This is a genomic window from Streptomyces sp. NPDC050674, assembly GCF_040654575.1.
Lineage (GTDB): Bacteria > Actinomycetota > Actinomycetes > Streptomycetales > Streptomycetaceae > Streptomyces.
Genome location: NZ_JBFAIG010000002.1, coordinates 238,968 through 262,169, shown reverse-complemented (window position 1 = coordinate 262,169; position 23,202 = coordinate 238,968). Strand labels below are relative to the sequence as shown.

The 23,202-nt window shown below is 71.0% G+C and carries 22 protein-coding genes and 1 pseudogene; 10 read left to right on the top strand and 13 right to left on the bottom strand.

Features of this window, described 5'->3' with window-relative positions; translation table 11 throughout:
* Window positions 1-128 precede the first annotated feature (128 nt).
* Together AB0I06_RS04520 and AB0I06_RS04515 are read left to right on the top strand one after the other, a co-directional pair.
* Complete coding sequence (locus AB0I06_RS04520) at window positions 129-4,013, top strand: multifunctional oxoglutarate decarboxylase/oxoglutarate dehydrogenase thiamine pyrophosphate-binding subunit/dihydrolipoyllysine-residue succinyltransferase subunit (RefSeq protein ID WP_363117246.1); 3,885 nt, start codon at window positions 129-131, stop codon at window positions 4,011-4,013.
* Window positions 4,014-4,099: 86 nt separating this feature from the next.
* Complete coding sequence (locus AB0I06_RS04515; RefSeq protein WP_363117245.1) at window positions 4,100-4,279, top strand: DUF6104 family protein; 180 nt, start codon at window positions 4,100-4,102, stop codon at window positions 4,277-4,279.
* A gap of 240 nt (window positions 4,280-4,519) precedes the next feature.
* On the opposite strand, the gene AB0I06_RS04510 is transcribed toward AB0I06_RS04515, so the two are convergent.
* Window positions 4,520-5,359 (bottom strand): hypothetical protein, encoded by an 840-nt coding sequence (locus AB0I06_RS04510; RefSeq protein WP_363117244.1) that lies wholly within the window; start codon window positions 5,357-5,359, stop codon window positions 4,520-4,522.
* Window positions 5,360-5,507: 148 nt separating this feature from the next.
* Between AB0I06_RS04510 and AB0I06_RS04505 the strand changes: the two genes are divergently transcribed.
* Together AB0I06_RS04505 and AB0I06_RS04500 are read left to right on the top strand one after the other, a co-directional pair.
* Window positions 5,508-6,479 (top strand): hypothetical protein, encoded by a 972-nt coding sequence (locus AB0I06_RS04505; RefSeq protein WP_363117242.1) that lies wholly within the window; start codon window positions 5,508-5,510, stop codon window positions 6,477-6,479.
* 1 nt (window position 6,480) lies between these two features.
* On the top strand, window positions 6,481-7,536 hold the full coding sequence (locus AB0I06_RS04500) for a PadR family transcriptional regulator (RefSeq protein WP_363117241.1): 1,056 nt from the start codon (window positions 6,481-6,483) through the stop codon (window positions 7,534-7,536).
* An 18-nt stretch (window positions 7,537-7,554) separates the two neighbouring features.
* Here AB0I06_RS04500 and AB0I06_RS04495 read toward each other — a convergent pair whose 3' ends face one another.
* The 4 genes from AB0I06_RS04495 to AB0I06_RS04480 all read right to left on the bottom strand — a co-directional run bounded on the left by AB0I06_RS04495 (window position 7,555) and on the right by AB0I06_RS04480 (window position 11,034).
* Window positions 7,555-8,127, bottom strand: a complete 573-nt coding sequence (locus tag AB0I06_RS04495; RefSeq protein WP_363117240.1) for a Clp protease N-terminal domain-containing protein — start codon at window positions 8,125-8,127, stop codon at window positions 7,555-7,557.
* Window positions 8,127-8,336 carry an HTH domain-containing protein gene (locus tag AB0I06_RS04490; protein WP_030860301.1) on the bottom strand — a complete coding sequence of 70 codons (210 nt, stop codon included), beginning with the start codon at window positions 8,334-8,336 and terminating at the stop codon, window positions 8,127-8,129. Before AB0I06_RS04490 ends, AB0I06_RS04495 begins: the two co-directional genes overlap by 1 nt.
* A gap of 101 nt (window positions 8,337-8,437) precedes the next feature.
* Window positions 8,438-9,403, bottom strand: coding sequence for a zinc-binding dehydrogenase (locus tag AB0I06_RS04485; RefSeq protein ID WP_363117239.1), 966 nt, complete (start codon window positions 9,401-9,403; stop codon window positions 8,438-8,440).
* Window positions 9,404-9,801: 398 nt separating this feature from the next.
* The gene (locus AB0I06_RS04480) at window positions 9,802-11,034 is read right to left on the bottom strand and encodes an NADP-dependent malic enzyme (protein WP_363117238.1); all 1,233 of its coding nucleotides are present in this window, start codon (window positions 11,032-11,034) and stop codon (window positions 9,802-9,804) included.
* 625 nt (window positions 11,035-11,659) lie between these two features.
* Here AB0I06_RS04480 and AB0I06_RS04475 point away from each other — a divergent pair.
* From AB0I06_RS04475 to AB0I06_RS04465, 3 genes are read left to right on the top strand one after another with little or no spacing between them, the layout of a single operon-like run.
* Window positions 11,660-12,613, top strand: a complete 954-nt coding sequence (locus AB0I06_RS04475; protein ID WP_363117237.1) for an ABC transporter substrate-binding protein — start codon at window positions 11,660-11,662, stop codon at window positions 12,611-12,613.
* A gap of 32 nt (window positions 12,614-12,645) precedes the next feature.
* Window positions 12,646-13,587: an amino acid ABC transporter permease gene (locus AB0I06_RS04470; RefSeq protein WP_363117235.1), complete on the top strand. Its 942-nt coding sequence runs from the start codon at window positions 12,646-12,648 to the stop codon at window positions 13,585-13,587.
* Window positions 13,584-14,345, top strand: a complete 762-nt coding sequence (locus AB0I06_RS04465; RefSeq protein ID WP_363117234.1) for an amino acid ABC transporter ATP-binding protein — start codon at window positions 13,584-13,586, stop codon at window positions 14,343-14,345. Before AB0I06_RS04470 ends, AB0I06_RS04465 begins: the two co-directional genes overlap by 4 nt.
* Window positions 14,346-14,401: 56 nt before the next feature.
* Here the strand turns inward: AB0I06_RS04465 and AB0I06_RS04460 are convergent, their stop codons facing one another.
* Window positions 14,402-15,172, bottom strand: a complete 771-nt coding sequence (locus AB0I06_RS04460) for a class I SAM-dependent methyltransferase (protein ID WP_363117233.1) — start codon at window positions 15,170-15,172, stop codon at window positions 14,402-14,404.
* Between the two features lie 89 nt (window positions 15,173-15,261).
* Between AB0I06_RS04460 and AB0I06_RS04455 the strand changes: the two genes are divergently transcribed.
* Entirely contained in the window at window positions 15,262-15,921 is a 660-nt protein-coding gene (locus AB0I06_RS04455) for a CGNR zinc finger domain-containing protein (RefSeq protein WP_363117232.1), read from the top strand.
* A gap of 17 nt (window positions 15,922-15,938) precedes the next feature.
* Here the strand turns inward: AB0I06_RS04455 and sodX are convergent.
* Window positions 15,939-16,238 (bottom strand): annotated as a pseudogene (gene sodX, locus AB0I06_RS04450) (nickel-type superoxide dismutase maturation protease); the annotation flags it as partial.
* 145 nt (window positions 16,239-16,383) lie between these two features.
* Here sodX and sodN point away from each other — a divergent pair.
* Window positions 16,384-16,779: a superoxide dismutase, Ni gene (gene sodN / locus AB0I06_RS04445; RefSeq protein ID WP_020136639.1), complete on the top strand. Its 396-nt coding sequence runs from the start codon at window positions 16,384-16,386 to the stop codon at window positions 16,777-16,779.
* Window positions 16,780-16,849: 70 nt separating this feature from the next.
* Here the strand turns inward: sodN and AB0I06_RS04440 are convergent, their stop codons facing one another.
* Window positions 16,850-18,001: an inorganic phosphate transporter gene (locus AB0I06_RS04440; protein ID WP_363117231.1), complete on the bottom strand. Its 1,152-nt coding sequence runs from the start codon at window positions 17,999-18,001 to the stop codon at window positions 16,850-16,852.
* A gap of 104 nt (window positions 18,002-18,105) precedes the next feature.
* On the opposite strand from AB0I06_RS04440, the gene AB0I06_RS04435 reads away from it, so the two are divergent.
* On the top strand, window positions 18,106-18,840 hold the full coding sequence (locus AB0I06_RS04435) for a VOC family protein (protein ID WP_363117230.1): 735 nt from the start codon (window positions 18,106-18,108) through the stop codon (window positions 18,838-18,840).
* A gap of 162 nt (window positions 18,841-19,002) precedes the next feature.
* On the opposite strand, the gene AB0I06_RS04430 is transcribed toward AB0I06_RS04435, so the two are convergent.
* The 5 genes from AB0I06_RS04430 to AB0I06_RS04410 form a co-directional block, all read right to left on the bottom strand.
* A complete protein-coding gene (locus AB0I06_RS04430; protein ID WP_363117229.1) occupies window positions 19,003-20,220 on the bottom strand; it encodes a sigma-70 family RNA polymerase sigma factor in 1,218 nt (405 codons plus the stop codon).
* A 32-nt stretch (window positions 20,221-20,252) separates the two neighbouring features.
* Window positions 20,253-20,666, bottom strand: a complete 414-nt coding sequence (locus tag AB0I06_RS04425; protein WP_363117228.1) for a YciI family protein — start codon at window positions 20,664-20,666, stop codon at window positions 20,253-20,255.
* 85 nt (window positions 20,667-20,751) lie between these two features.
* Window positions 20,752-21,003, bottom strand: coding sequence for a hypothetical protein (locus AB0I06_RS04420; protein ID WP_363117227.1), 252 nt, complete (start codon window positions 21,001-21,003; stop codon window positions 20,752-20,754).
* Window positions 21,004-21,069: 66 nt separating this feature from the next.
* Window positions 21,070-21,684, bottom strand: a complete 615-nt coding sequence (locus AB0I06_RS04415; RefSeq protein WP_363117226.1) for a GNAT family N-acetyltransferase — start codon at window positions 21,682-21,684, stop codon at window positions 21,070-21,072.
* 312 nt (window positions 21,685-21,996) lie between these two features.
* The gene (locus AB0I06_RS04410; RefSeq protein ID WP_363117680.1) at window positions 21,997-23,001 is read right to left on the bottom strand and encodes a family 2 encapsulin nanocompartment cargo protein polyprenyl transferase; all 1,005 of its coding nucleotides are present in this window, start codon (window positions 22,999-23,001) and stop codon (window positions 21,997-21,999) included.
* Window positions 23,002-23,202 lie beyond the last annotated feature (201 nt).

Sequence of the window (23,202 nt, the reverse complement as noted above, 5' to 3'; positions counted from 1 at the left end):
CGAAACACGCTCAAAGATGTGACTTGCACGACGTTGAACGGGCCCGGCCTGACCTTCCCCCTCCAGGGGGCGTAGCCTTGATTCCCGCTGTCCATCATCTTGTGAAGCGGAAGAGGGCGGTTGCCGCCGTGTCGCCACAGTCCCCCAGTAACTCGAGCATCTCGACCGACACCGACCAAGCGGGGAAGAACCCTGCCGCGTCGTTCGGTGCCAACGAGTGGCTCGTCGACGAGATCTATCAGCAGTACCTCCAGGACCCGAATTCGGTAGACCGAGCCTGGTGGGACTTCTTCGCCGACTACAAGCCAGGGGCGGCCGCCGCCTCGGCTCCGGCGGGTACCGCGGCCGCGGGGGCCGCGGGGACCACCACCGCTCAGGCGGCCGCCCCGGCCGCTCCCGCCCCGGCGGCCGAGAAGCCCGCCGCCCCGCAGGCTCCCGCCCAGGCCGCGGCTCCGGCTCCGGCTCCGGCTCCGGCTCCGGCTCCCGCCCAGGCTCCCGCTCCGGCCCAGGCGAAGCCCGCCGCGCAGGCCCCGGCCCAGGCTGCCGCTCCGGCCCAGGCCGCCCCGGCCGCGAAGCCGGCCGCCGCCAAGCCAGCCGCCGCCAAGCCGGCCGCCGCGAAGAAGGCCGAGCCCGCCGAGGCCCCCTCGGGCCCCGAGCAGGTCGTGCTGCGCGGCCCCGCCGCCGCGGTCGCGAAGAACATGAACGCCTCCCTGGAAGTGCCCACGGCCACGTCCGTGCGCGCGGTCCCGGTGAAGCTGCTCTTCGACAACCGCATCGTCATCAACAACCACCTGAAGCGCGCCCGGGGCGGGAAGATCTCCTTCACGCACCTGATCGGTTACGCCATGGTGCAGGCCATCAAGGCCATGCCGTCGATGAACTACTCCTACGCGGAGAAGGACGGCAAGCCGACCCTGGTCAAGCCGGAGCACATCAACTTCGGCCTCGCCATCGACCTGGTCAAGCCCAACGGCGACCGCCAGCTCGTGGTCGCGGGCATCAAGAAGGCCGAGACCCTGAACTTCTTCGAGTTCTGGCAGGCTTACGAGGACATCGTCCGCCGGGCCCGTGACGGCAAGCTGGGCATGGACGACTTCACGGGTGTCACGGTCTCCCTGACCAACCCCGGCGGCCTCGGCACCGTCCACTCCGTGCCGCGCCTGATGCCCGGCCAGTCGGTGATCATGGGCGTCGGCTCCATGGACTACCCGGCGGAGTTCCAGGGCACCTCCCAGGACACCCTGAACAAGCTCGGCATCTCGAAGGTCATGACGCTCACGTCGACCTACGACCACCGGGTGATCCAGGGCGCCGCCTCCGGCGAGTTCCTGCGGATCGTCGCGAACCTCCTCCTCGGTGAGAACGGCTTCTACGACGACGTCTTCGAGGCGCTGCGCATCCCCTACGAGCCGGTCCGCTGGCTCAAGGACATCGACGCCAGCCACGACGACGACGTCACCAAGGCCGCCCGCGTCTTCGAGCTGATCCACTCCTACCGGGTCCGCGGCCACGTCATGGCCGACACCGACCCGCTGGAGTACCAGCAGCGCAAGCACCCCGACCTGGACATCACCGAGCACGGGCTCACCCTGTGGGACCTGGAGCGCGAGTTCGCCGTCGGCGGCTTCTCCGGCAAGTCGATGATGAAGCTGCGCGACATCCTCGGTGTCCTGCGCGACTCGTACTGCCGCACCACCGGCATCGAGTTCATGCACATCCAGGACCCGAAGCAGCGCAAGTGGATCCAGGACCGCGTGGAGCGCCCGCACTCCAAGCCGGAGCGCGAGGAGCAGCTGCGCATCCTGCGCCGGCTGAACGCGGCCGAGGCCTTCGAGACGTTCCTCCAGACGAAGTACGTCGGCCAGAAGCGCTTCTCCCTGGAGGGCGGCGAGTCCGTCATCCCGCTGCTGGACGCGGTGCTGGACTCGGCCGCCGAGTCGCGCCTGGACGAGGTCGTCATCGGCATGGCCCACCGCGGCCGCCTGAACGTCCTGGCGAACATCGTCGGCAAGTCCTACGCCCAGATCTTCCGCGAGTTCGAGGGCAACCTCGACCCGAAGTCGATGCACGGCTCCGGTGACGTGAAGTACCACCTGGGCGCCGAGGGCACCTTCACCGGTCTCGACGGCGAGCAGATCAAGGTCTCCCTGGTCGCGAACCCCTCGCACCTGGAGGCGGTGGACCCGGTCCTGGAGGGCGTCTCGCGCGCCAAGCAGGACATCATCAACAAGGGCGGCACGGACTTCACGGTCCTGCCGGTGGCGATCCACGGCGACGCGGCCTTCGCGGGCCAGGGCGTGGTGGCCGAGACCCTGAACATGTCGCAGCTGCGGGGCTACCGCACCGGCGGCACGGTCCACATCGTCATCAACAACCAGGTCGGCTTCACGGCCGCGCCGGAGTCCTCGCGTTCCTCCATGTACGCGACGGACGTGGCCCGCATGATCGAGGCCCCGATCTTCCACGTGAACGGCGACGACCCGGAGGCCGTGGTCCGCGTCGCGCGGCTCGCCTTCGAGTTCCGCCAGGCGTTCAACAAGGACGTGGTGATCGACCTCATCTGCTACCGCCGCCGCGGTCACAACGAGTCGGACAACCCGGCCTTCACCCAGCCGCTGATGTACGACCTGATCGACAAGAAGCGCTCGGTGCGCAAGCTCTACACCGAGTCCCTCATCGGTCGCGGCGACATCACCCTGGAAGAGGCCGAGCAGGCGCTCCAGGACTACCAGGGCCAGCTGGAGAAGGTCTTCACGGAGGTCCGTGAGGCCACGTCCCAGCCGGGCACGGTCGAGTCCACCGACCCGCAGGCCGAGTTCCCGGTCGCCGTGAACACCGCGGTGACCACGGAGGTCGTCAAGCGGATCGCCGAGTCCCAGGTCAACATCCCCGACACCATCACCGTCCACCCGCGTCTGCTGCCGCAGCTCCAGCGCCGGGCCACGATGGTCGAGGACGGCACCATCGACTGGGGCATGGGCGAGACCCTCGCCATCGGCTCCCTCCTGCTGGAGGGCGTCCCGGTCCGCCTGGCGGGCCAGGACTCGCAGCGCGGTACGTTCGGCCAGCGCCACGCGGTCATCATCGACCGCACCACGGGCGAGGAGTACACGCCGCTCCAGTACCTCTCCGAGGACCAGGCGCGGCTCAACGTCTACAACTCCCTCCTCTCCGAGTACGCGGCGATGGGCTTCGAGTACGGCTACTCGCTGGCCCGTCCCGAGGCGCTCGTGATGTGGGAGGCGCAGTTCGGCGACTTCGTCAACGGCGCCCAGACGGTCGTGGACGAGTTCATCTCGTCGGCCGAGCAGAAGTGGGCCCAGACCTCCGGCGTCGTCCTGCTGCTGCCGCACGGTTACGAGGGCCAGGGCCCGGACCACTCGTCCGCCCGCCCGGAGCGCTTCCTCCAGATGTGCGCGCAGAACAACATGACGGTCGCGATGCCGACCTCGCCGTCGAACTACTTCCACCTCCTGCGGTGGCAGGTGCACAACCCGCACCACAAGCCGCTGGTGGTCTTCACGCCGAAGTCGATGCTGCGCCTGAAGGCCGCGGCGTCGAAGGCGGAGGAGTTCACGACCGGGCAGTTCCAGCCGGTCATCGGCGACGCGTCGGTGGACCCGGCCGCGGTCAAGAAGGTCGTCTTCTGCGCGGGCAAGGTCTACTACGACCTGGAGGCCGAGCGTCAGAAGCGCGGTGTGACGGACACGGCGATCATCCGCATCGAGCGCCTGTACCCGCTGCCGGGTTCGGAGCTCCAGGCGGAGATCAAGAAGTACCCGAACGCCGAGAAGTACCTGTGGGCCCAGGAGGAGCCGGCGAACCAGGGTGCCTGGCCGTTCATCGCGCTCAACCTGATCGACCACCTGGACCTGGCGGTCGGCGCGGACGTCCCGCACGGCGAGCGGCTGCGGCGCATCTCGCGCCCGCACGGCTCGTCCCCGGCGGTGGGTTCCGCGAAGCGGCACCAGGCCGAGCAGGAGCAGCTGGTGCGTGAGGTGTTCGAGGCGTAATCGCCCTCACGCGTCCTGTGCGGCCGGGCCGCATCCCCACTCCGGGGGTGCGGCCCGGCCGTTTTCCCGCACCTATCCTTGAGGGCATGTACTTCACGGACCGTGGCATCGAGGAACTGGAGAAGCGGCGCGGCAAGGAGGAAGTCACCTTCGAGTGGCTCGCCGAGCAGCTGCGGACGTTCGTCGATCTCAACCCCGACTTCGAGGTGCCGGTGGAGCGGCTGGCGACATGGCTGGCACGGTTGGACGACGAGGACGACGACTAGCAGGCACCGGCTGCCGGTCTCCTGGCGGCTCCCGGTCGTCGTCCCTCACTGCCGGTGCGCTGGTCGCGTGAGGGCATCCGTCACGCCGGTCGGTCCGGCGGTCATACCGGGGTATCGGTCATGGCCTCAGTCACGAGGGGCCGTGAAGGGTATCCGTCAGGGCGTCAGTCACCAGGGTGCGTGAGGGGCATCCGTCAGGGCGTCAGTCACCAGGGTGCGTGAGGGGCATCCGTCAGGGCGTCAGTCACCAGGGTGCGTGAGGGCGTACGTCAGGCCCAGCGCGCCGTGCGCCAGGAGCAGCGCTCCCGCCGTGCTCCAGCCGCCGCTGTGCCGTCGCAGGCCCCAGGCGATGAGCGGGAGGCCGGCCACCACCTGGGCGAAGGCGAGGGCACCGGCCCTCGGGCCGCCGGTCCAGGGCATCCAGGGCATCCAGGGACCGAGGCGGCTGTGGTCGACGGCGTCACGTCCCGCGACCGCCTCGCGCCGGCCCGGCCACTCGACGGGCACGCTGTCCGGCTGGAGGGCGGCGGCCTCCCTGAGCCGGTCGGCGGGTTCGCCGGGAGCGAGTCCGGCGGGCAGGCGGACGCCCTCGCGCGCGAGGACCGCGAGCAGACCGCGCAGACGGGTGCGGGCGTCGCCCCCGGAGTCGGGTTCGGTCAGCCGGTCCAGGGCCTGGACGTCCAGGACGGGGTCGAGCCCCATGCGGGCGGCGAAGGTGCGCATCGCCTCGTCCTCCCCCACCGGGACGCCGCTCGCGAGCCATTCGAAGCCGACCGGTCGGCGGAAGCCGGAGGCGAACGCGAAACCCGCGTGCCCGGTGTCCCACCACAGGGCGAGGACCGGCCAGGGCGCACCGACGGCGAGGGCCGCGGCCCAGCCGGTCACCACACGGTCGACGGGCTCGGCGCCCTCCCGCCAGGGCCGGCCCTCGGGCACCAGGACGCTCCACCCGTCGCCCGCGGACGTGAGCTGCATCGGCTCGCGCAGCAGATGCGCGACGGGGGCGACGGACCCGGGCGCGGCACGGCACAACAGCAGCGCCCCGGCTGCGGGACGGGTGCGGGCGGCGTCCGTCGACATGGTCACACGCTAGGACGATTCACTCCCCTTTGTGCACTTATGTCAGCCCATCCGCCCCCGGGACGGGTGTCTTGACTTTCCCGGACCGCGATATATCGTGAATACGAGAGGACGCGATATGGCGCGTCGAGTCGGGGAGGTCTGCACCATGTCCGAGTGGTCCGTCACGGAGCCGAGGAAGCTCACCTTCGACGAGCCTGTCAGTGATCTGCACGTACGCCTGGTCAACGGAACGGTGAACGTGGTGGGCACCGACGAAGGTTCCGCCCGCCTGGAGATCTCCGAGCTCGAGGGGCCACCCCTGGTGGTGACCCAGCAGGACGGCACCCTCACGGTGGCCTACGAGGACCTGCCCTGGAAGGGCTTCCTCAAGTGGCTGGACCGCAAGGGCTGGCGTCGCAGCGCGGTGGTCTCCCTGGCCGTCCCGGCCGGCACCCGGGTGGAGGTCGGTGTGGTGGGTGCGGCCGCCGTCGTCTCCGGGATCCACGGCCCGACGGTGGTCAAGGGCGTCACCGGCGACACCACCCTCGTGGGCCTCTCCGGCCCGGTCCGCGCCGAAACGGTCTCCGGCAACCTGGAGGCCCAGGACGTGACGGGCGACCTGCGTTTCAACTCGGTCTCCGGTGACCTCACGGTGGTCGAGGGCTCCGGCCCGTCCGTGCGGGCGGAGTCGGTCAGCGGTTCGATGATCGTCGATCTCGACCCGAACGGCCCGACGGACGTCCGGCTGACCAGCGTCTCGGGCGAGATCGCCATCCGGCTGCCGTACCCGGCCGACGCGGACGTCGAGGCGAACACCGCGAGCGGCTCCGTTTCCAACGCCTTCGACGGGCTGCGCGTGCACGGCCAGTGGGGCGCCCACAAGATCACGGGCCGTCTCGGCGCGGGCACCGGCAAGCTCCGGGCCACCACCGTCTCCGGCTCGATCGCCTTGCTGCGCCGCCCGGCCCGGGAGGACGAGCCCGAGGAGCCGTGGGACACGCGCCCCGGCACCGATGACGCGGCGGCGGCCCCGCCGCGCGGCCCCCGGGACGGCTCGGGAGACAATTCCGTCTCCGGCCCGGGCGACGGCCCAGCGTCCACCCCGGCCGACGGCACGACCGACAAGAAGGTGCTCTGACATGCCCCCCGTCTTCGCCCACGGCCGCCTCCGCCTCTACCTGCTGAAGCTGCTCGACGAGGCCCCGCGCCACGGCTACGAGGTGATCCGCCTCCTCGAGGAGCGCTTCCAGGGGCTGTACGCACCGTCGGCGGGCACGGTCTACCCCCGCCTGGCCAAGCTGGAGACCGAGGGCCTGGTCACCCACACCACCGAGGGCGGGCGCAAGGTCTACTCGATCACCGACGCGGGCCGCGCCGAACTGGCCGACCGCAGCGGCGAGCTGGCCGACCTGGAGCTGGAGATCCGGGAGTCCGTCGCCGAACTGGCCGCGGAGATCCGCGACGACGTCCGCGGAGCCGCCGGCGACCTGCGCCGCGAGATGCGCGCCGCGGCGAGCGAGGCCCGCCGCGACACCGGCACCAGAGCCGACGGCCCGTCGGGCGCCCCCTACGGCGACTTCTCGCAGTACGGCGACAAGGAGGCCTGGCGCATCGCCAAGGAGGAGATGCGCCGTGCCCGGCAGGAGTGGAAGGAGCAGGCCCGGCGCGCCAAGGACGAGAGCCGCCGCGCCCGCGAGGACGCCCAGCGCGCCCGCCGCCAGGCCAAGGAGGCCCAGGAGCAGGCGCGAGCCCAGGCCCAGGAACAGGTGCAGCGCATCACCCGCCGCGTCCAGGAGCAGGTGCAGGACCACTTCGCCCGCGGCGACTGGCCCACGGGTCTGCGCGAGGGCCTGAGTGAACTGGTCAAGGAAGTCGGCGAGTTCGGCAAGGACTACGGCAAGGACTTCGGCTTCGACTGGTCCGGCGCGGGCCGGCCGGCCGCCGAACCGGCGTCCTCACCGCCCATGGAAGACTTCCCCGCCGCCTACGAGCCCGCCTGGGCCCACGAGGACGCCACGGACTCCACCGGCGACCCGGCCCGCGACCTGGACCGTCTGCTCGACCGCTTCCGGGACGACATCCGTGACGCGGCCCGCGACCACGGCGTCACCCCGGACCAGCTTCGCGACGCCCGCCGCCATCTGTCGACGGCGGCGGCCCACATAGGAGCGCTCCTGCGCACGCAGAAGAAGTAGCCACCCCGGGCACGGTCCTCAGCCGGCCTTGGCCTCGCCACCGCTGCCGTACAGCACCCGCACCAGGGACTCGAAGGTCACCCCGTGGTCGGCGAGGACCTCGGCCGGCACACCGGGGCGCTGGGTAAGGGCCAGCAGGATGTGCTCGTCCCCGATGTGCCGGTCCCGCCGGGCGAGGGCGACCCGCAAGGAGCGCTCCAGCACGTCCTTGGCGCCCCGGCCGAAGGAGGTACGCCCCGACCACCACCGCTTGTCCTTCCGGTCGCCGGCCAGGGCGCCGACCCCGTGGGTCTCCTCCACCCGGGCGACGATCTCCTCCACGTCGATCCCCAGCCCGGCGAGCGCATCGGTCTCGGCCTGTGTCAGCCCGGCCCGCCGCCTCGCCTCACGCAGCGCCTCCCGCACGGACTCCCGCCGCTCACCGAGCCCGAGCGCGGCGAGTGCGAAGGACCCACGGCTGCCCTCCCGGTCGAGCAGGGCCAGCAGCAGATGCTCCGGCTCCACGCACTGCCCACCCCCACCGCTGCCCTCCACATGCCCGTACGCGCCCTTCACCACGTCCCGGGCGTCCTTCGTGAACCGCTCGAACATCAATGCCTCCCGTACTTCTTGTGCACGGCCTGCCTGCTCACACCGAGTTCGGTGGCGATCTCCTGCCAGGACCAGCCCTGGTTGCGCGCATTGCGCACCTGCACGGTCTCCAACTGCTCCAGCAGCCGGCGCAGCGCGGCGACGGCCCGCAGGCCGACCCGTGGGTCACGATCCCCCGCACGCTCGGCCAGATCGGTTGCTTCGGTCATGACGTCAACTTACGTTGACAACCGTCATGCGTCAACCGCAGTTGACAAACGAAAACGGCCGGTCCACATCGGACCGACCGTCTTCGCGCCTTCGGAAGGACTCAGGGGTTCGTCAGCACGACCTTCCCGAACAGCTCGCCCGAGGCCAGCCGTTCGAAGCCCTCGCGCGCACGGTCCATCGGCATGACCTCGTCGATGACGGGCCGCACACCGGTGGCGGCGCAGAAGGACAGCAGGTCCTCCAGCTCGTCCTTCGTGCCCATCGTGGACCCGACGACCTTGAGCTCCAGGAAGAAGATCCGGGTCAGCTCGGCGTGGGAGGGCCGGTCGCCGCTGGTGGCGCCGGAGATGACCAGCGTGCCGCCGGGCTTCAGCGACTTCACGGAATGCGACCAGGTGGCGGCCCCGACGGTCTCGATCACCGCGTCGACCCGCTGCGGCAGCCGTGCCCCGGACTCCAGGGCCTCCACGGCCCCGAGCTCCACGGCCCGCTTGCGCTTGGCCTCGTCCCGGCTGGTGGCGAAGACCCGGAGCCCGGCGGCCTTGCCGAGCACGATGGCCGCCGTGGCGACACCGCCGCCGGCGCCCTGTACCAGCACGGAGTCACCGGGGCGGACACCCGCGTTGGTGAACAGCATCCGGTACGCGGTCAGCCATGCCGTGGGCAGACAGGCGGCCTCCGCGAAGGAGAGTTCCCTGGGCTTGGGCAGGATGTTCCAGGTGGGCACGGCGACCTGCTCGGCGAAGGTGCCCTGGTAGCGCTCGGTGAGGATGGAACGGGGTTCCTTCGGGCCGACCCCGTGCCCGCTCTGTCCGATCACGGAGTGCAGGACGACCTCGTTGCCGTCCTCGTCGACGCCGGCGGCGTCACAGCCGAGGATCATCGGCAGCTTGTCCTCTGCGAGGCCCACACCCCGCAGGGACCAGAGGTCGTGGTGGTTGAGGGAGGCGGCCTTGACCGTGACGGTACTCCAGCCGGGACGGGCCTCGGGAGCCGGGCGCTCTCCCAGCTCCAGGCCGGACAGCGGCTGGTCGCGGTCGATTCGGGCGGCGTAGACAGCGAACATGACCATGACGATAGGTTCCGCGAGAACCCGAAGGAACCATCCGCCCCTGTGAGACACACCCTCTTGCCAGGTGGGCGGCAGTGTTGTGTGCGAGCAGGTGCATCCCCGGCGCGGCCCCCGAGCCGCGACCCGCCACCCGTCGTCAGACGAAAGCGCGCAGGCGCCCCGCCCGGCACGAGGCGCGAAGGCACCCGGCCCGCACCCCGCCCGGCGTCGAGCGAGGGCGCTCACCCTCACCTGGCATCGAACGAGGGCTCACCCCCCGGCATCGAACGAGGATGCTCACCCCCGGCGCCCCGCACAGCCACCGCACAGCACACCACCCGAACAGCCCCACCCGGAAGCAAAGAAGTGGCCCCGCCCGGTCCCGGGCGGGGCCACTCACACCTGCGTCGGCGTCAGCGCCGGGCCACGCCCTCGGCCCGAGCCGCGGCCGCCACCGCGGCCGTGACCGCCGGGGCGACCCGCTCGTCGAAGGGCGACGGGATGACGTAGTCGGCGGCGAGGTCGTCCCCGACCACAGCGGCCAGCGCCTCCGCGGCAGCCAGCTTCATCCCCTCGGTGATCCGGGAGGCCCGCACCTGAAGCGCGCCCGCGAAGATCCCGGGGAACGCCAGCACGTTGTTGATCTGGTTCGGGAAGTCCGACCGCCCGGTCGCGACGACCGCCGCGTACTTGTGCGCGACCTCGGGGTGCACCTCGGGGTTGGGGTTCGCCATGGCGAAGACGAACGCGCCCTTGGCCATCGTCGCCACCGCGGACTCCGCGACCGTCCCGCCGGACACGCCGATGAACACATCGGCCCCGTCCAGCGCCGACTCCAGGGACCCGGTGATCCCGGCCTTGTTCGTGAAGGCGGCCAGCTCCTGCTTCACCGGCGTGAGATCGTCCCGGTCCGCCGACACGACACCCTTGCGGTCGGCCACCGCGACATCCCCGATCCCGGCCTCGACCAGCATCTTGGCGATGGCGACACCCGCCGCGCCGGCGCCGGAGATGACGGCCCGCAGCTCGCCCAGCGCCCGCCCGCTCAGCCGCGCGGCGTTCCGCAGGGCGGCCAGCGTCACCACGGCCGTGCCGTGCTGGTCGTCGTGGAAGACCGGGATGTCCAGCCGCTCCTGGAGCTTGCGCTCCACCTCGAAGCACCGGGGCGCCGAGATGTCCTCCAGGTTGACGCCGCCGAACGACGGCGCGAGCCGCACCACGGTCTCGACGATCTCGTCGACGTCCGTGCAGGCCAGGGCGATCGGAACCGCGTCCACGCCACCGAACTGCTTGAACAGGATCGCCTTGCCCTCCATCACCGGGAGGGAGGCCTCGGGCCCGATGTCACCGAGCCCCAGCACGGCCGTACCGTCCGTCACGACGGCCACGACCGACGACTTCCACGTGTAGTCGTGCACGAGCTCCGGCTGCTCCGCGATCGCGCTGCACACCTTCGCGACGCCGGGCGTGTACGCCAGGGACAGGTCGTCCTTGTCGCGGACCGGCACGGTGGCCTGCACAGCCATCTTGCCGCCGCGGTGCAACGCGAACGCCGGGTCGAAGGAGTCGAGGGGCTCCGCACCGCCCTCGTGATCCGTATCGCCGGTCTTGCTCTCGCTGCGAGGATTGACAATCTCCGCTGCCACTTCGTTTTACCCCTTAAATCTTCATTGTTTTGAGGGTGGCCACTCCTGGTGAGGGGTGGGCGGGACCGCGTACGGCCGTGGTCGTGCTCTGTACGTGATACGTACGGGTGCGTACGCGACGGGCGCGCCGCACACGCGCCCTGAGCCCCGGATGAGGGGTGTAAAAACCCTTCTTACCGGACGGACGGCGTCGACGACGAGTCCATAACGCGAAGGTCACATGACAGGGCACTGACGCTTCGTCCAAAATCGGGACAAGGCCTGGACAAACCGGCGACAACCACTCAACCACTGGCGAAGCTCGCCGGCCCCGTATCGAAATCCCGGGATTTACCGAAGTTCTTCCGGCCGGAAGGGTCGATTCCCATAGAAGGTCCGGCCGTGATGTACCGGAGTGGTGCGGTTCGGGGGTCGCCCGTTATCCGATTTTGACATGGCTGGCCCCCAGAATGGCGCAGTCCGAATGGCAAGATGCCGTAATCACACGAGGTCGCGACACTCGAAGAGGTGTGCTCTCGTCGACCCACGGCACTGCCGAACCCTTCGGCAGGCCACGGCCGTGCCGAACCCATCGGCGACGGCCCGCCCCATCGGCAACTCCACCCATCCGCCGGAGGAACCCACCATGACCGCAAGCTCCACCCGTCGTACGACCGCCGCGCACTCCCGGCTAGCAGCGGTCGGTGCGATCGCGGTCGCAGGCGCGCTGATGCTCACCGGGTGCGGTGACCAGACCAAGGACACCGGCAAGGAGAGCGACACCGCCGCCTCCGCCCCGCTCGCCGACAAGCTGCCGCAGGCCATCCGCGACAAGGGCGTCATCAAGGTCGGCTCCGACATCGCCTATGCCCCGGTCGAGTTCAAGGACGGCTCGGGCAAGACGGTCGGTATCGACCCGGACCTCGCCGCCGCCATGGGCAAGCAGCTCGGGGTCGACTTCCAGTTCGAGAACGGCACGTTCGACACGCTGATCACGGGTCTGCGCTCCAAGCGGTACGACATCGCCATGTCCGCGATGACCGACACCAAGGACCGCCAGGAGGGCATCGACTCCGACACCGGCAAGAAGGTCGGCGAGGGCGTCGACTTCGTGGACTACTTCACCGCCGGTGTGTCGATCTACACCAAGAAGGGTGACGACCAGGGCATCAAGACCTGGTCCGACCTGTGCGGGAAGAAGATCGTGCTGCAGCGCGGCACGGTCTCCGAGGACCTCGCCAAGGCGGAGTCGAAGAAGTGCCCGTCCGGCAAGAAGATCGCCATCGAGCCCTTCGACAACGACCAGCAGGCCCAGACCCGGCTGCGCGCGGGCGGTGCCGACGCCGGCTCGTCCGACTTCCCGGTCGCCGCGTACGCGGTGAAGACCTCGGGCGGCGGCAAGGACTTCCAGCTGGTCGGCGAGCAGGTCGAGGCCGCTCCGTACGGCATCGCGGTCGCCAAGAACCAGACGCAGCTGCGGGACGCCCTCAAGGCCGCTCTCGACGCCGTCATCAAGAACGGCGAGTACGAGAAGATCATGAAGAAGTGGGGCGTCACGGACGGCACCATCGACGCGGCCACCATCAACGGCGGCAAGTGACCGCAGCGCAGCGGCACTGAAAGGCACTACCCGTGACTGTTGACATCGAGAAGACGGCGGGAGACACACCCCCGGCCGGACCGGAGGCCATCAAGGCCATCCCGGTCCGGCACTACGGCCGGTACGTCTCCGCCGTCGTCGCCCTCGCCCTGCTGGGCGGCATCGTCTACGCGTTCTCCCAGGGCAAGATCAACTGGGATGCGATCCCGGACTACTTCTTCGACGACCGCATCCTGGACGGCGTCGGCAAGACGCTCCTGCTGACCGTCCTGTCCATGGCGATCGGCATCATCGGCGGTGTCCTGCTCGCCGTGATGCGCCTGTCGAAGAACCCGGTGACCTCGTCGATCGCGTGGTTCTACATCTGGTTCTTCCGCGGTACCCCGGTCCTGGTCCAGCTGATCGTCTGGTTCAACCTGGGACTGGTCTTCGAGTACATCAACCTCGGGCCGTTCTACAAGGACGAGTGGTCGGACTTCATGACCCCGTTCCTGACGGCGCTGCTGGGCCTCGGCCTGAACGAGGCGGCCTACATGGCGGAGATCTGCCGTGCCGGTCTGCTCTCCGTCGACGAGGGCCAGACCGAGGCGTCGCACGCGCTCGGCATGAGCCACACCAAGACGCTGCGCCGGATCGTCATCCCGCAGGCCATGCGCGTGATCGTGCCGCCGACGGGCAACGAGGTCATCAACATGCTGAAGACGACCTCGCTGGTCTCGGTCGTCCAGTATCCGGAGCTGCTGCGAGCCGCTCAGGACATCGGCCAGACCTCCGGGGCGCCCGCCGAGATGCTGTTCCTGGCCGCGGCCTGGTACCTGCTGCTGACCTCGGTCTTCAGCGTCGGCCAGTACTACCTTGAGCGCTACTACGCGCGTGGTTCGAGCCGGTCGCTCCCGGCCACGCCGTTCCAGAAGATCAAGGCCAACGTGCTGTCCCTGTCCAACCGCTCGGCGTCGACGGGAGGCACCGCATGACCGCCATGGTCAAGGCCGAGGGCGTCCACAAGTCCTTCGGGCCCGTCGAGGTGCTCAAGGGAATCGACCTGGAGGTGAAGTCCGGCGAGGTGTTCTGCCTCATCGGCCCCTCCGGCTCCGGCAAGTCGACCTTCCTGAGGTGCATCAACCACCTGGAGAAGATCAACGCCGGTCGTCTGTACGTCGACGGCGAGCTGGTCGGCTACCGCCAGAAGGGCGACAAGCTCTACGAGCTGAAGGACAGCGAGGTCGCCGTCAAGCGCCGCGACATCGGCATGGTCTTCCAGCGCTTCAACCTGTTCCCGCACATGACGGCCGTCGAGAACGTCATGGAAGCGCCGATCCAGGTCAAGGGCGTGAACAAGGGCCAGGCCCGGCAGCGCGCCCTGGAACTGCTGGACCGGGTGGGCCTGGCCGACAAGGCGGGCAGCTACCCCTCCCAGCTCTCCGGCGGCCAGCAGCAGCGGGTGGCCATCGCCCGGGCCCTGGCCATGGACCCCAAGCTGATGCTGTTCGACGAGCCGACCTCGGCGCTGGACCCGGAGCTGGTGGGTGACGTCCTGGACGTCATGCGCGACCTGGCCGAGTCCGGCATGACGATGATCGTCGTGACCCACGAGATGGGCTTCGCCCGCGAGGTGGGCGACAGCCTGGTGTTCATGGACGGCGGTGTGGTGGTCGAATCCGGTCACCCGCGCGAGGTCCTGACGAACCCGCAGCACGAGCGGACGAAGTCGTTCCTTTCCAAGGTGCTCTGACGGTACGCACGGCGAGGGGGCGGTACGGGATTCCCGTGCCGCCCCCTTCGCGCGGTCTACTTCATGGCGAGCAGCAGGGTATCCGAGGGCGAGCACCACACCGGCCTGGCCTCGCCGAATCCCTTCTCGCGCAGCACGCGCGCGTGCCACCGCACCGACGGCATGTCACCGTCTGCGTGGTCGCCGTAGATCGCGTGGCGCCGGGCCGCCGGTCCGGCGAGGACCGGGTCCTGGGCGGCGAGCTGCCACCACTCGGTCCAGCCGAGGACGCCGGATCGTCTGGCCTGTTCCATGCGGACGTGGCGCTGCGCGCGCTCGGCGGCGTTGATCCGGGGCGTCGTCTCGTCGATCATGTGGTCCGCGTTCATGAACACCCCGCCGTCGCGGACGAGTCCGGCCAGGCGGCCGTAGAGCTCCGCGAGAGGTTCCCGGTGCAGCCAGTGCAGGGCCGTCGCGGTCAGGACGGCGTCGTAGGAGTCGTGCGGCAGCCGCGTCGGCCAGTCGGGGTCCTTGAGGTCGGCGGTGACCAGGGTGACCCGGTCGTCGCCGGCGAAGGTGCCCTCGGCGATGGCGAGGAGCGCCGGGTCGAGGTCGACGCCCGTGCTGGTGGCGTCCGGGAACCGGGCGAGCAGCCGGGCGGTGATGCTGCCGGTGCCGCAGGCGAGGTCCAGGACGCGCGGGGCGGTGCCCACGACGGCCTCCACCATGTCAAGCATGATCCGGAACCGCTCCTCGCGGTCGGGCATGTACCACTCCTGCTGCCGGTCCCAGCTCTCCTGCCAGACCTGCCAGTCGGTGGCGGCGGTACCGGTGTCCGCGTCCGTCATCGAGCCCCTCCCTCGTAATACCCTGGATGCACCGTCAGCTGTTACCCGCGCACAATCACGACCCTAGAGCCCTCCGGTAAGGACTACAAGTGGAACTGGCCTATTACTCGGACTACGCCGTGCGCCTCGTCAACACCGAGGAGCCGGCCCGGGGCAAGGACAACCTGACGTCGGTCGAGGCGGTCCGTGATCTGTTCGGCGGCCAGCAGTCGGCGGCCCGCCGCGCCACCGACGCGGACGTCACGCGCTTCCGCTCGGTCCGGGGCCGGCTGCGCGCGGTCTTCGAGGCGGCCGACTCCGGCGACGAGAGGCTCGCCGTCGACCTGCTGAACTCGCTGCTGCTGGAGTTCCCGGTGAGCCCGCAGATCTCCGGGCACGACGTCCGCGACGACGACGGCCGCCCCCTGTGGCACATGCACCTGGCGGACCACCCGTCGAACGCCACCGCCGGCTACGCGGCGATCGCGGCGATGGGGCTGGCGTTCCATCTGACCGAGTACGGCGTGGACCGCCTCGGCCTGTGCGAGGCCGCGCCCTGCCGCAACGCCTACCTCGACACCTCCACCAACCGCTCGCGGCGCTACTGCTCCGACCGCTGCGCGACCCGCGCCAACGTGGCGGCCTACCGCGCCCGCAAGCGCCTGGAGGCCACCCGGCCCGACGTGCCCGACAGCACGGGCCTGGCCGCCGACAGCGCCCAGCCCAGCAGCGCCCAGGGCGACCGCCGGTCCGGCCTGCGCGGCCGGTAGCGGAACCGGACCCTGCCCAGCACCAGTTCGTCGGGCACGACCCCGTAGTCGGTGCTGTCGCCACCGGCGTACGCGTTGTCCCCGAGCACCCACCAGCCGCCCTCGCGGCGCTGGGCGATCCGCTTGACGACCAGCAGGTCCTGCTGGAAGGGGTGGCGCAGCACGACCACGTCCCCGGGCCTGACCCGGGCCCCGTAATGCACCAGGAGCCGGTCCCCGTGGTACAGCGTGGGCACCATGGACGGCCCGGTGACCTCGGCCACCCCGAAGGGCGGCGCGGGCCTCCCCCGCTCGGACTCCTGCGACAGCTCCGGCATCACCCGGCACCTCCCCGGTTCTTCGTCCACCAGTCTCAGTCTCACCCCGGACTTTTGTCCTAAGCCCATGGGGGCACCCGCCAAAAGCCGTCCCTCACGGAGTAATGTCCCCTGTGAGAAGACGATCACGAGGAAGGAATGCTCCATGCTTTCCCGCCTGTTTGCCCCCAAGGTCAAGGTCAGTGCGCACTGCGACCTTCCCTGCGGTGTGTACGACCCCGCCCAGGCCCGCATCGAGGCGGAGTCGGTTAAGGCCGTGCAGGAGAAGATGGCCGCCAACGACGACCCGCACTTCCAGGCGCGCGCCACCGTCATCAAGGAGCAGCGCGCCGAGCTCGCCAAGCACCACGTCTCGGTGCTCTGGAGCGACTACTTCAAGCCCCCGCACTTCGAGAAGTACCCGGAGCTGCACCAGCTGGTCAACGACACCCTGAAGGCCCTCTCGGCCGCCAAGGCGTCGACCGACCCGGCCACCGGCCAGAAGGCGCTGGACTACATCGCCCAGATCGACAAGATCTTCTGGGAGACCAAGAAGGCCTGACCGCCTTCGTGCGGTGAAGGGGCCCGGCCGAGAACCGGCCGGGCCCCTTCGCCGTGTGCGCACCCGTCGGTCAGGCGGCGGTGCCCACCTTCGACGGCTCGGCGCGGATGCCGGCCTCGCGTGCGTCGTTGACGTTGCGCGCGTGCACCGGGTTGCGTCGGGAGACAAGCACGATGCCCGCCGCGAGGGCCGCGCCGACCAGGGCGACGACCGCCGTTCCGGTGTCCCCGCCACTCTGCACGACCGCCGCGGCCAGGCCCCCGATCAGGGCGGCGGCGGGCAGGGTGACCGTCCAGGCGACCGCCATCCGGCCCGCGACACCCCAGCGGACCTCCGCGAGCCTGCGGCCGAGCCCGGCGCCGAGGATGCTGCCCGTTGCCACCTGGGTGGTGGACAGGGCGAAGCCGAGGTGGGCGGAGGCCAGGATGACGGTCGTGGAAGCGGTCTCGGCCGCGAAGCCCTGCGGCGACCGGATCTCGGTGAGCCCCTTGCCCATGGTGCGGATGATCCGCCAGCCACCGAGGTAGGTGCCCAGCCCGATGGCGAGACCCGCGGAGGCGACGACCCACAGCGGAGGCCCGGCGTCGTGCCCGAGCGCCCCGGCCGAGATCAGGGTGAGGGTGATGACGCCCATGGTCTTCTGCGCGTCGTTGGTGCCGTGGGCGAGGGAGACCAGCGAGGCGGAGGCGATCTGGCCGATGCGGAAGCCCTTGGTGACGGAGTCCTCGTGGGCGCGATCGGTGAGCCGGTAGGCGAGGTGGGTGGCGAGCAACGCTGCGACACCGGCCACGACCGGTGAGGCCACGGCCGGCATCAGCACCTTCTCGACGACCTTGTCGGCGTTGACGCCGTGACTGCCCGCCCCCACCCACACGGCCCCGATCAGCCCGCCGAACAGGGCGTGTGAGGAGCTCGACGGCAGACCGACGAGCCAGGTCAGCAGGTTCCACAGGATCGCGCCGACGAGTCCCGCGAAGATCATGCCCGGCGAGACGAGGGCGTCGTCCACGATGCCGTCCGAGACGGTCCTGGCGACCTCCGTGGACAGGAAGGCACCGACGACGTTGAGGACACCGCTGATCAGGACCGCCGTACGGGGAGCGAGCGCGCCGGTGGCGATGGACGTGGCCATCGCGTTCGCCGTGTCGTGGAATCCGTTGGTGAAGTCGAAGGCGAGTGCCGTGACGATGACGACTGCCACGAGGAACGTGATGTGGTCCATTCCTGAATGCAAACAAGCGCGGGCCGAGGGAGGGGGACGGTGCGGCGACGGCCGGTCCAGGTTCACGCGGGTGGCGGGGGCGCACGCCCTCTACGATCGCGCCCATGACGATCAGCTGGACGTACGCCTTCATCGACCGCCCGCGTGAGGCCTTCGGCGCCGCCTGCGACTTCTGGACGGCGGTCACGGACACCCGGCTGTCCGAACCGCGCGGAGACCACGACGAGTTCGTCACCCTGCTGCCCGACGGTGCCGACGCCTGCGTGAAGGTGCAGGCGGTCGGGCCGGGTTCCGGCGGCGCGCACCTCGACTTCTGTGTGGACGACGTACCGGAGTTCGCCGCCTCGGCGGTGCGGCTCGGCGCGAGCGTGGTGGCCGACCTCGGTTCGCTCGTCGTGCTGCGCTCGCCCGCCGGGCAGTTGTTCTGCGCCGATCCGTGGCGCGGGCAGTCGTCACGCCCGGGTGTGGTGCGGGGCAGCCGGCTCGACCAGGTGTGCGTGGACGTCGCGGCCTCGGCCTTCGACGCCGAAGTCGCCTTCTGGGGCGCGCTGCTCGCCGGCTGGGAGTCGCTGCCGGGCTCCCTCCCCGAGTTCCACGTGGTCAAGCCGCCGCCCGGCCTTCCGGTCCGTCTGCTCCTGCAACGCCTCGGCGAGGAACGCCCGGCCTCCGCCCACCTCGACCTCGCCTGCGCGGACATCGCGACGACCCGGGCCCGGCACGAGGAACTCGGAGCCGCCTTCGTCTCCGGCTTCTCCGGCTGGACCGTCATGCGCGACCCGGCGGGCGGCACGTACTGCCTGACGTCCCGGGACCCGGAGACGGGTGCGGTGCGCGGTTAGGGCCTGTCGCCCCGCGACGCCTGCATGATCCGAACGACAGGCCCTAACGGCTTGTGCTGAGCTGAGGACGGCTGGGGCAGGGCGGAAGGTCGGGCGTCTCGCTGGGCTCGGCGTTCTGCCAGACGTACGGGCCCGCGTCACCGACCTGCCCGGTCAGCACATCTAGTCGCTCAACCGGGCCGCCCTGGACCGCAGATAGCGCTGCTCGGGCAGGCTGAGGGTCCGGTCGGCCGCCGACTCGTAGGCGGCCCGCGCGGCTTCGGGCTCGCCCGCGCGCTCCAGGAGGTGCCCTCGTACGGCGTCCGGGCGGTGGTCTCGCAACTCGTCGGCCAGGGCGTCCAGTTCGGACAGCCCCGCGCGCGGGCCGTGGACCATGGCGACGGCGACCGCGCGATTGAGGCGTTCGACCGGGCCGGGAACCAGCCCCACCAGGACGTCGTACAGGCCCAGGATCTCGGCCCAGTCGGTCGCCTCGGGGGTGGGCGCCTCGTCGTGGACGGCGGCGATCGCGGCCCGCAGCTGGTAAGGCCCGGGCCGGCCGCGCGACAGGGCCCGGGTGACCAGTGCGACGCCCTCCTCGATCGCGGCCCTGTCCCAGCGGGCCCGGTCCTGCTCGTCGAGGGGGACGAGCTCGCCGTCCGGCCCGGTGCGCGCCTCGCGCCGGGCATCGGTGAGCAGCATCAGCGCGAGCAGTCCGGTCACCTCGCCGTCGTCGGGCAGCAGGCGGTGGACCGTGCGGGTCAGCCGCAGCGCCTCACCCGCGAGGTCACGGCGCTGGAGCGCGGCACCGGAGGTGGCCGTGTAGCCCTCGTTGAAGATCAGATACAGGGTTTGCAGGACGGACGGCAGCCGCTGTTCCCAGCGCTCCGGGCGGCCGAACCGCACGCCCCGCACCTTCTGCTTGGCCCGGTTGATGCGCTGCGCCATGGTCGCCTCCGGGACCAGATACGCCCGGGCGATCTCCGCCGTGGTGAGACCGCCGACGGCCCGCAGGGTGAGCGCGATCTGCGCCGGCGGTGCCAGGTCCGGATGGCAGCAGAGGAACAGCAGCGACAGGGCGTCGTCCTCGCGGGGCGCCCGCTCCTGCGGCGCCGGTGCCGTGAAGGCGTCGCGGGGCGTGAGCGCCGCCGCCCGCTCCTCGCGCTGCCGCCGGGCCTCGGCGCTGCGCAGGGCGTCGGTGAGCCGCCGGGAGGCGACCCTGATCAGCCAGCCGCGCGGGTTGCCGGGCACGCCGACCGAGGGCCAGCGCATGGCTGCCGCCAGCAGCGCCTCCTGGACGGCGTCCTCGGCCGCGTCGAAGTGCCCGTACCGCCTGACCAGCGCGCCGAGGACCTGCGGTGCGTGCCGGCGCAGCAGGTCCTCGATCTCGGGTGTGGTCATCACCAGCGTGTCCGTCGGTGCCGTCCCGTGCGTCAGATGTCCCCGGAGCCGTCCATGATCGGCCGGATCACGACCGGGTAGTCCGGGGCGCCGGCCGGCTGGGGGCAGCGGGCGACCCGCTCGGCGATCTCCGTGACCCGCTCCAGGCTCTCGCATTCCAGGACCCAGTAGCCGGCCAGCAGCTCCTTGGTCTCGCCGTACGGCCCGTCGGTGATCACGGCCTTGCCGTCGTCACCGAGGGTGACGTGGCGGGTCTGGGCCGGCTCGGCCAGGCCCTGGCCGTCGACGAACTCTCCCGTCTCGGCCAAGTCGTCGTTGATGGCGCCCATGTAGGCGAACATGGTCCGGATCTCCTCCTGGCTCCAGGCCGGGGAGGTCGCCGAGGCCTTGCCGCGCATGGCGTCGTAGTCCGCCTGGGTGCCCTGCACCATGACCAGGTACTTCATCGGTCCGCTCCTTCGGCTCTCACCACCCTGGCGGGTGGCTCTTCACCAGGGACGTCGGAGCCGGGCCGCGCATCTCGACACGGACTCAGGAGTTTTTCGCGACGGTCTCTTCGGGGGCCGTGTCCCCCGGAGCCGTCTCGGGTGGTGTCGGGGCGGGTTCGGCTGGGGTGCCGGAGGCGTCCGTGTCGGCACCCTCTACCTCGTGGGCCCCGCATTCGGGGTTGCGGCACGGGCCCGCCACCCAGCGCGGGACCCAGGTGCCCAGCGTCTTGTGACGCCGGACGACCGTTTCCACCGGCTGTCCACAGCTGGGACAGACGTGTTCTTCGCTGCCCATGTCCTCAGGGTAGGCCGGTTGGGAGCTCAGCGCTTCCCGCCGTGCGTGACCTGCGACAAGAGGGATCTAGGCGGGCCGCTGCGGCCGGGGCTCGCGCCACATGGGCCACATCTGCGGGCCGTCCGGCAGGACGAGGACCGGACCGGCGGGCTCGAAGCCGAGGCGCTCGTACAGCTTGCGGCTGCGGTCGCTGCTGGCCTCCAGGTAGGCGGGCAGACCCTCGCGGTCGCAGCGGTCGAGGACGTCCTCGATGAGCGCGGTGCCGAGTCCCTCGCCCTGGCGGCCCGGGGCGACGCCGATCATCCACAGGTACTCGTGGGCCCGCCCGGCGGGATGGACGGCGGCCGTCAGCCGGCCGATCATCTCGATGCGTTCGTTGTCCGGGTCGACGGCCTGACGCACCTGGGCCGGGCCTTCGTCCTCCGCGTCACCGTCGTGGTCCTCGTCCGCGGGCATCGAGAGCCACAACGCGCAGGCCGAGCCGTCCTCGGTGACGTCGACACGACCGGCCGCGAGCACGATGTCGGTGAAGGCGGCCATGAGACCGGGGTGCTTGGCTCGGCGATCGCGCGCGTCGGGAAAGACCCAGCCGCTGACGGGGTCGTCCTGGAACGCCTCGTCCAGGAGCCGGACGATCAGCTCCCTGTCCCCCGCGCCCGCCGCCCGGATGACCACACCCATGCCCCGCCCCTTCGTTCGCCCCGACGGGCGTGATCGTAGGGCGGCCGGGCCGCGCGGAGGGATACGCGCGGGATCTTGGCGGGATTCGATCGAACGGTTGCTCAAATCCGACCCGCGCGGCGTGCGGGAAGGGGGCGGGCCCCGCACACCGTGGGGCAGTGCGGGACCCGCCGGCCGGAGACCGGGGGGCGTGCGGGGTCAGGAGCCGCACGCCCCCCGGCCTTCCGGGGCTCTGCCCTTCGGTCGCCCGAAGGTCGTCACAGGTACTGCACGTGCTGCCGTCGACCACCGGTCACCGACGGGCGCCGGTCGTCAACTGGTGCGCCTGGTCACGAACTCGGCGAGTGCCAGCAGGCCGCCCGCCGCCTCCGGGTCCGGCACCGCGCGGGCCAGCTGCTGCATCGCCCGGGCCATCCGGTCGGCCGCCTGGCCCTGTGCCCAGTCCCGGCCGCCCGCCCGCTCCACGGTCAGGGCGAGATACCCGAGGTCTTCCTTCTCGGCGGGCCGGGCGTACAGCTCGGCGAGTTCGGCCGCCGCCGGTGTGCCGGAGGCGAAGGCCGCGACCACCGGCAAGGACTTCTTGCGGGCTGCGAGGTCGGCCCTGACGGGCTTGCCGGTGCGGTCCGGGTCGCCCCATATGCCGATGACGTCGTCGATGAGCTGGAAGGCGAGCCCGGCCTCCCGGCCGAACGCGTCCAGCGCCCCGACTTCCTCGTCCGAGGCGCCGGCGTACAGCCCGCCGATCGCGCAGGCACTCCCGATCAGGGCGCCCGTCTTGGCCTCCGCCATGGCGAGCACCTCGTCGAGCGTGACGTCGGCCGGGTCGCACCGCTCCATCGCCGTGTCCGCGTGCTGTCCCGCGCACAGTTCGACCACGCAGTCCGCGAGCCGGGCGGCGGCGGCCGGGGCCGCCGGATGCGGGTCCTGTGCCAGCAGCCGCAAGGCGAGCGCCTGAAGGGTGTCGCCGGCGAGGATGGCGTCGGCGTCGCCGAACACCGTCCAGGCCGTGGGCCGGTGACGGCGAGTGGTGTCGCGGTCCATCACATCGTCGTGCAGCAGCGTGAAGTTGTGCACCAGCTCCACCGCCGCGGCGGCCCGAGTCGCCCCCGCCCGCGCCTCGGGCCCCCCGAGGGCAGCCGCCGCGGCCAGCACCAGCGCGGGCCGGATCGCCTTGCCCGAGCCCCCGTCCCCCGGGGTGCCGTCGGCCTGCTCCCAGCCGAAGTGGTACTGGGCGATCCGGCGCATCGACGCGGGCAGCGAGCCGAGCGCGGCCCGCAGCACCGGGTCGACCTCCGCTCGGGCCCGCTCCAGCAGCATGAACGCCTCATGCCCTTCGGCCCGTCCCGGTCCGCCGTCCCGCCGTGTCCCGATGACCCCCGGCCCTCCCGCGGCCCCGGCGGCACGCCGGGACTCGGCGTCGCGCTGCCGCCCGGGGGCGGGCAGCGTCGTCTCCCCCCTGGACTCCGTGAGGGACTCACCCATGGGACCGCCTCGGAGAATGAGCGGACGGTGGCGCTT

What these genes read in the sequence shown, in the direction of transcription:
- AB0I06_RS04515 (WP_363117245.1), top strand. Translation starts at nt 4,100, where the DNA reads ATGTACTTCACGGACCGTGGCATCGAGGAACTGGAGAAGCGGCGCGGC.
- AB0I06_RS04510 (WP_363117244.1), bottom strand. Translation starts at nt 5,359, where the DNA reads ATGTCGACGGACGCCGCCCGCACCCGTCCCGCAGCCGGGGCGCTGCTG.
- AB0I06_RS04505 (WP_363117242.1), top strand. Translation starts at nt 5,508, where the DNA reads ATGTCCGAGTGGTCCGTCACGGAGCCGAGGAAGCTCACCTTCGACGAG.
- AB0I06_RS04500 (WP_363117241.1), top strand. Translation starts at nt 6,481, where the DNA reads ATGCCCCCCGTCTTCGCCCACGGCCGCCTCCGCCTCTACCTGCTGAAG.
- AB0I06_RS04495 (WP_363117240.1), bottom strand. Translation starts at nt 8,127, where the DNA reads ATGTTCGAGCGGTTCACGAAGGACGCCCGGGACGTGGTGAAGGGCGCG.
- AB0I06_RS04490 (WP_030860301.1), bottom strand. Translation starts at nt 8,336, where the DNA reads ATGACCGAAGCAACCGATCTGGCCGAGCGTGCGGGGGATCGTGACCCA.
- AB0I06_RS04485 (WP_363117239.1), bottom strand. Translation starts at nt 9,403, where the DNA reads ATGTTCGCTGTCTACGCCGCCCGAATCGACCGCGACCAGCCGCTGTCC.
- AB0I06_RS04475 (WP_363117237.1), top strand. Translation starts at nt 11,660, where the DNA reads ATGACCGCAAGCTCCACCCGTCGTACGACCGCCGCGCACTCCCGGCTA.
- AB0I06_RS04465 (WP_363117234.1), top strand. Translation starts at nt 13,584, where the DNA reads ATGACCGCCATGGTCAAGGCCGAGGGCGTCCACAAGTCCTTCGGGCCC.
- AB0I06_RS04460 (WP_363117233.1), bottom strand. Translation starts at nt 15,172, where the DNA reads ATGACGGACGCGGACACCGGTACCGCCGCCACCGACTGGCAGGTCTGG.
- sodN (WP_020136639.1), top strand. Translation starts at nt 16,384, where the DNA reads ATGCTTTCCCGCCTGTTTGCCCCCAAGGTCAAGGTCAGTGCGCACTGC.
- AB0I06_RS04440 (WP_363117231.1), bottom strand. Translation starts at nt 18,001, where the DNA reads ATGGACCACATCACGTTCCTCGTGGCAGTCGTCATCGTCACGGCACTC.
- AB0I06_RS04435 (WP_363117230.1), top strand. Translation starts at nt 18,106, where the DNA reads ATGACGATCAGCTGGACGTACGCCTTCATCGACCGCCCGCGTGAGGCC.
- AB0I06_RS04430 (WP_363117229.1), bottom strand. Translation starts at nt 20,220, where the DNA reads ATGACCACACCCGAGATCGAGGACCTGCTGCGCCGGCACGCACCGCAG.
- AB0I06_RS04425 (WP_363117228.1), bottom strand. Translation starts at nt 20,666, where the DNA reads ATGAAGTACCTGGTCATGGTGCAGGGCACCCAGGCGGACTACGACGCC.
- AB0I06_RS04420 (WP_363117227.1), bottom strand. Translation starts at nt 21,003, where the DNA reads ATGGGCAGCGAAGAACACGTCTGTCCCAGCTGTGGACAGCCGGTGGAA.
- AB0I06_RS04415 (WP_363117226.1), bottom strand. Translation starts at nt 21,684, where the DNA reads ATGGGTGTGGTCATCCGGGCGGCGGGCGCGGGGGACAGGGAGCTGATC.
- AB0I06_RS04410 (WP_363117680.1), bottom strand. Translation starts at nt 23,001, where the DNA reads ATGCTGCTGGAGCGGGCCCGAGCGGAGGTCGACCCGGTGCTGCGGGCC.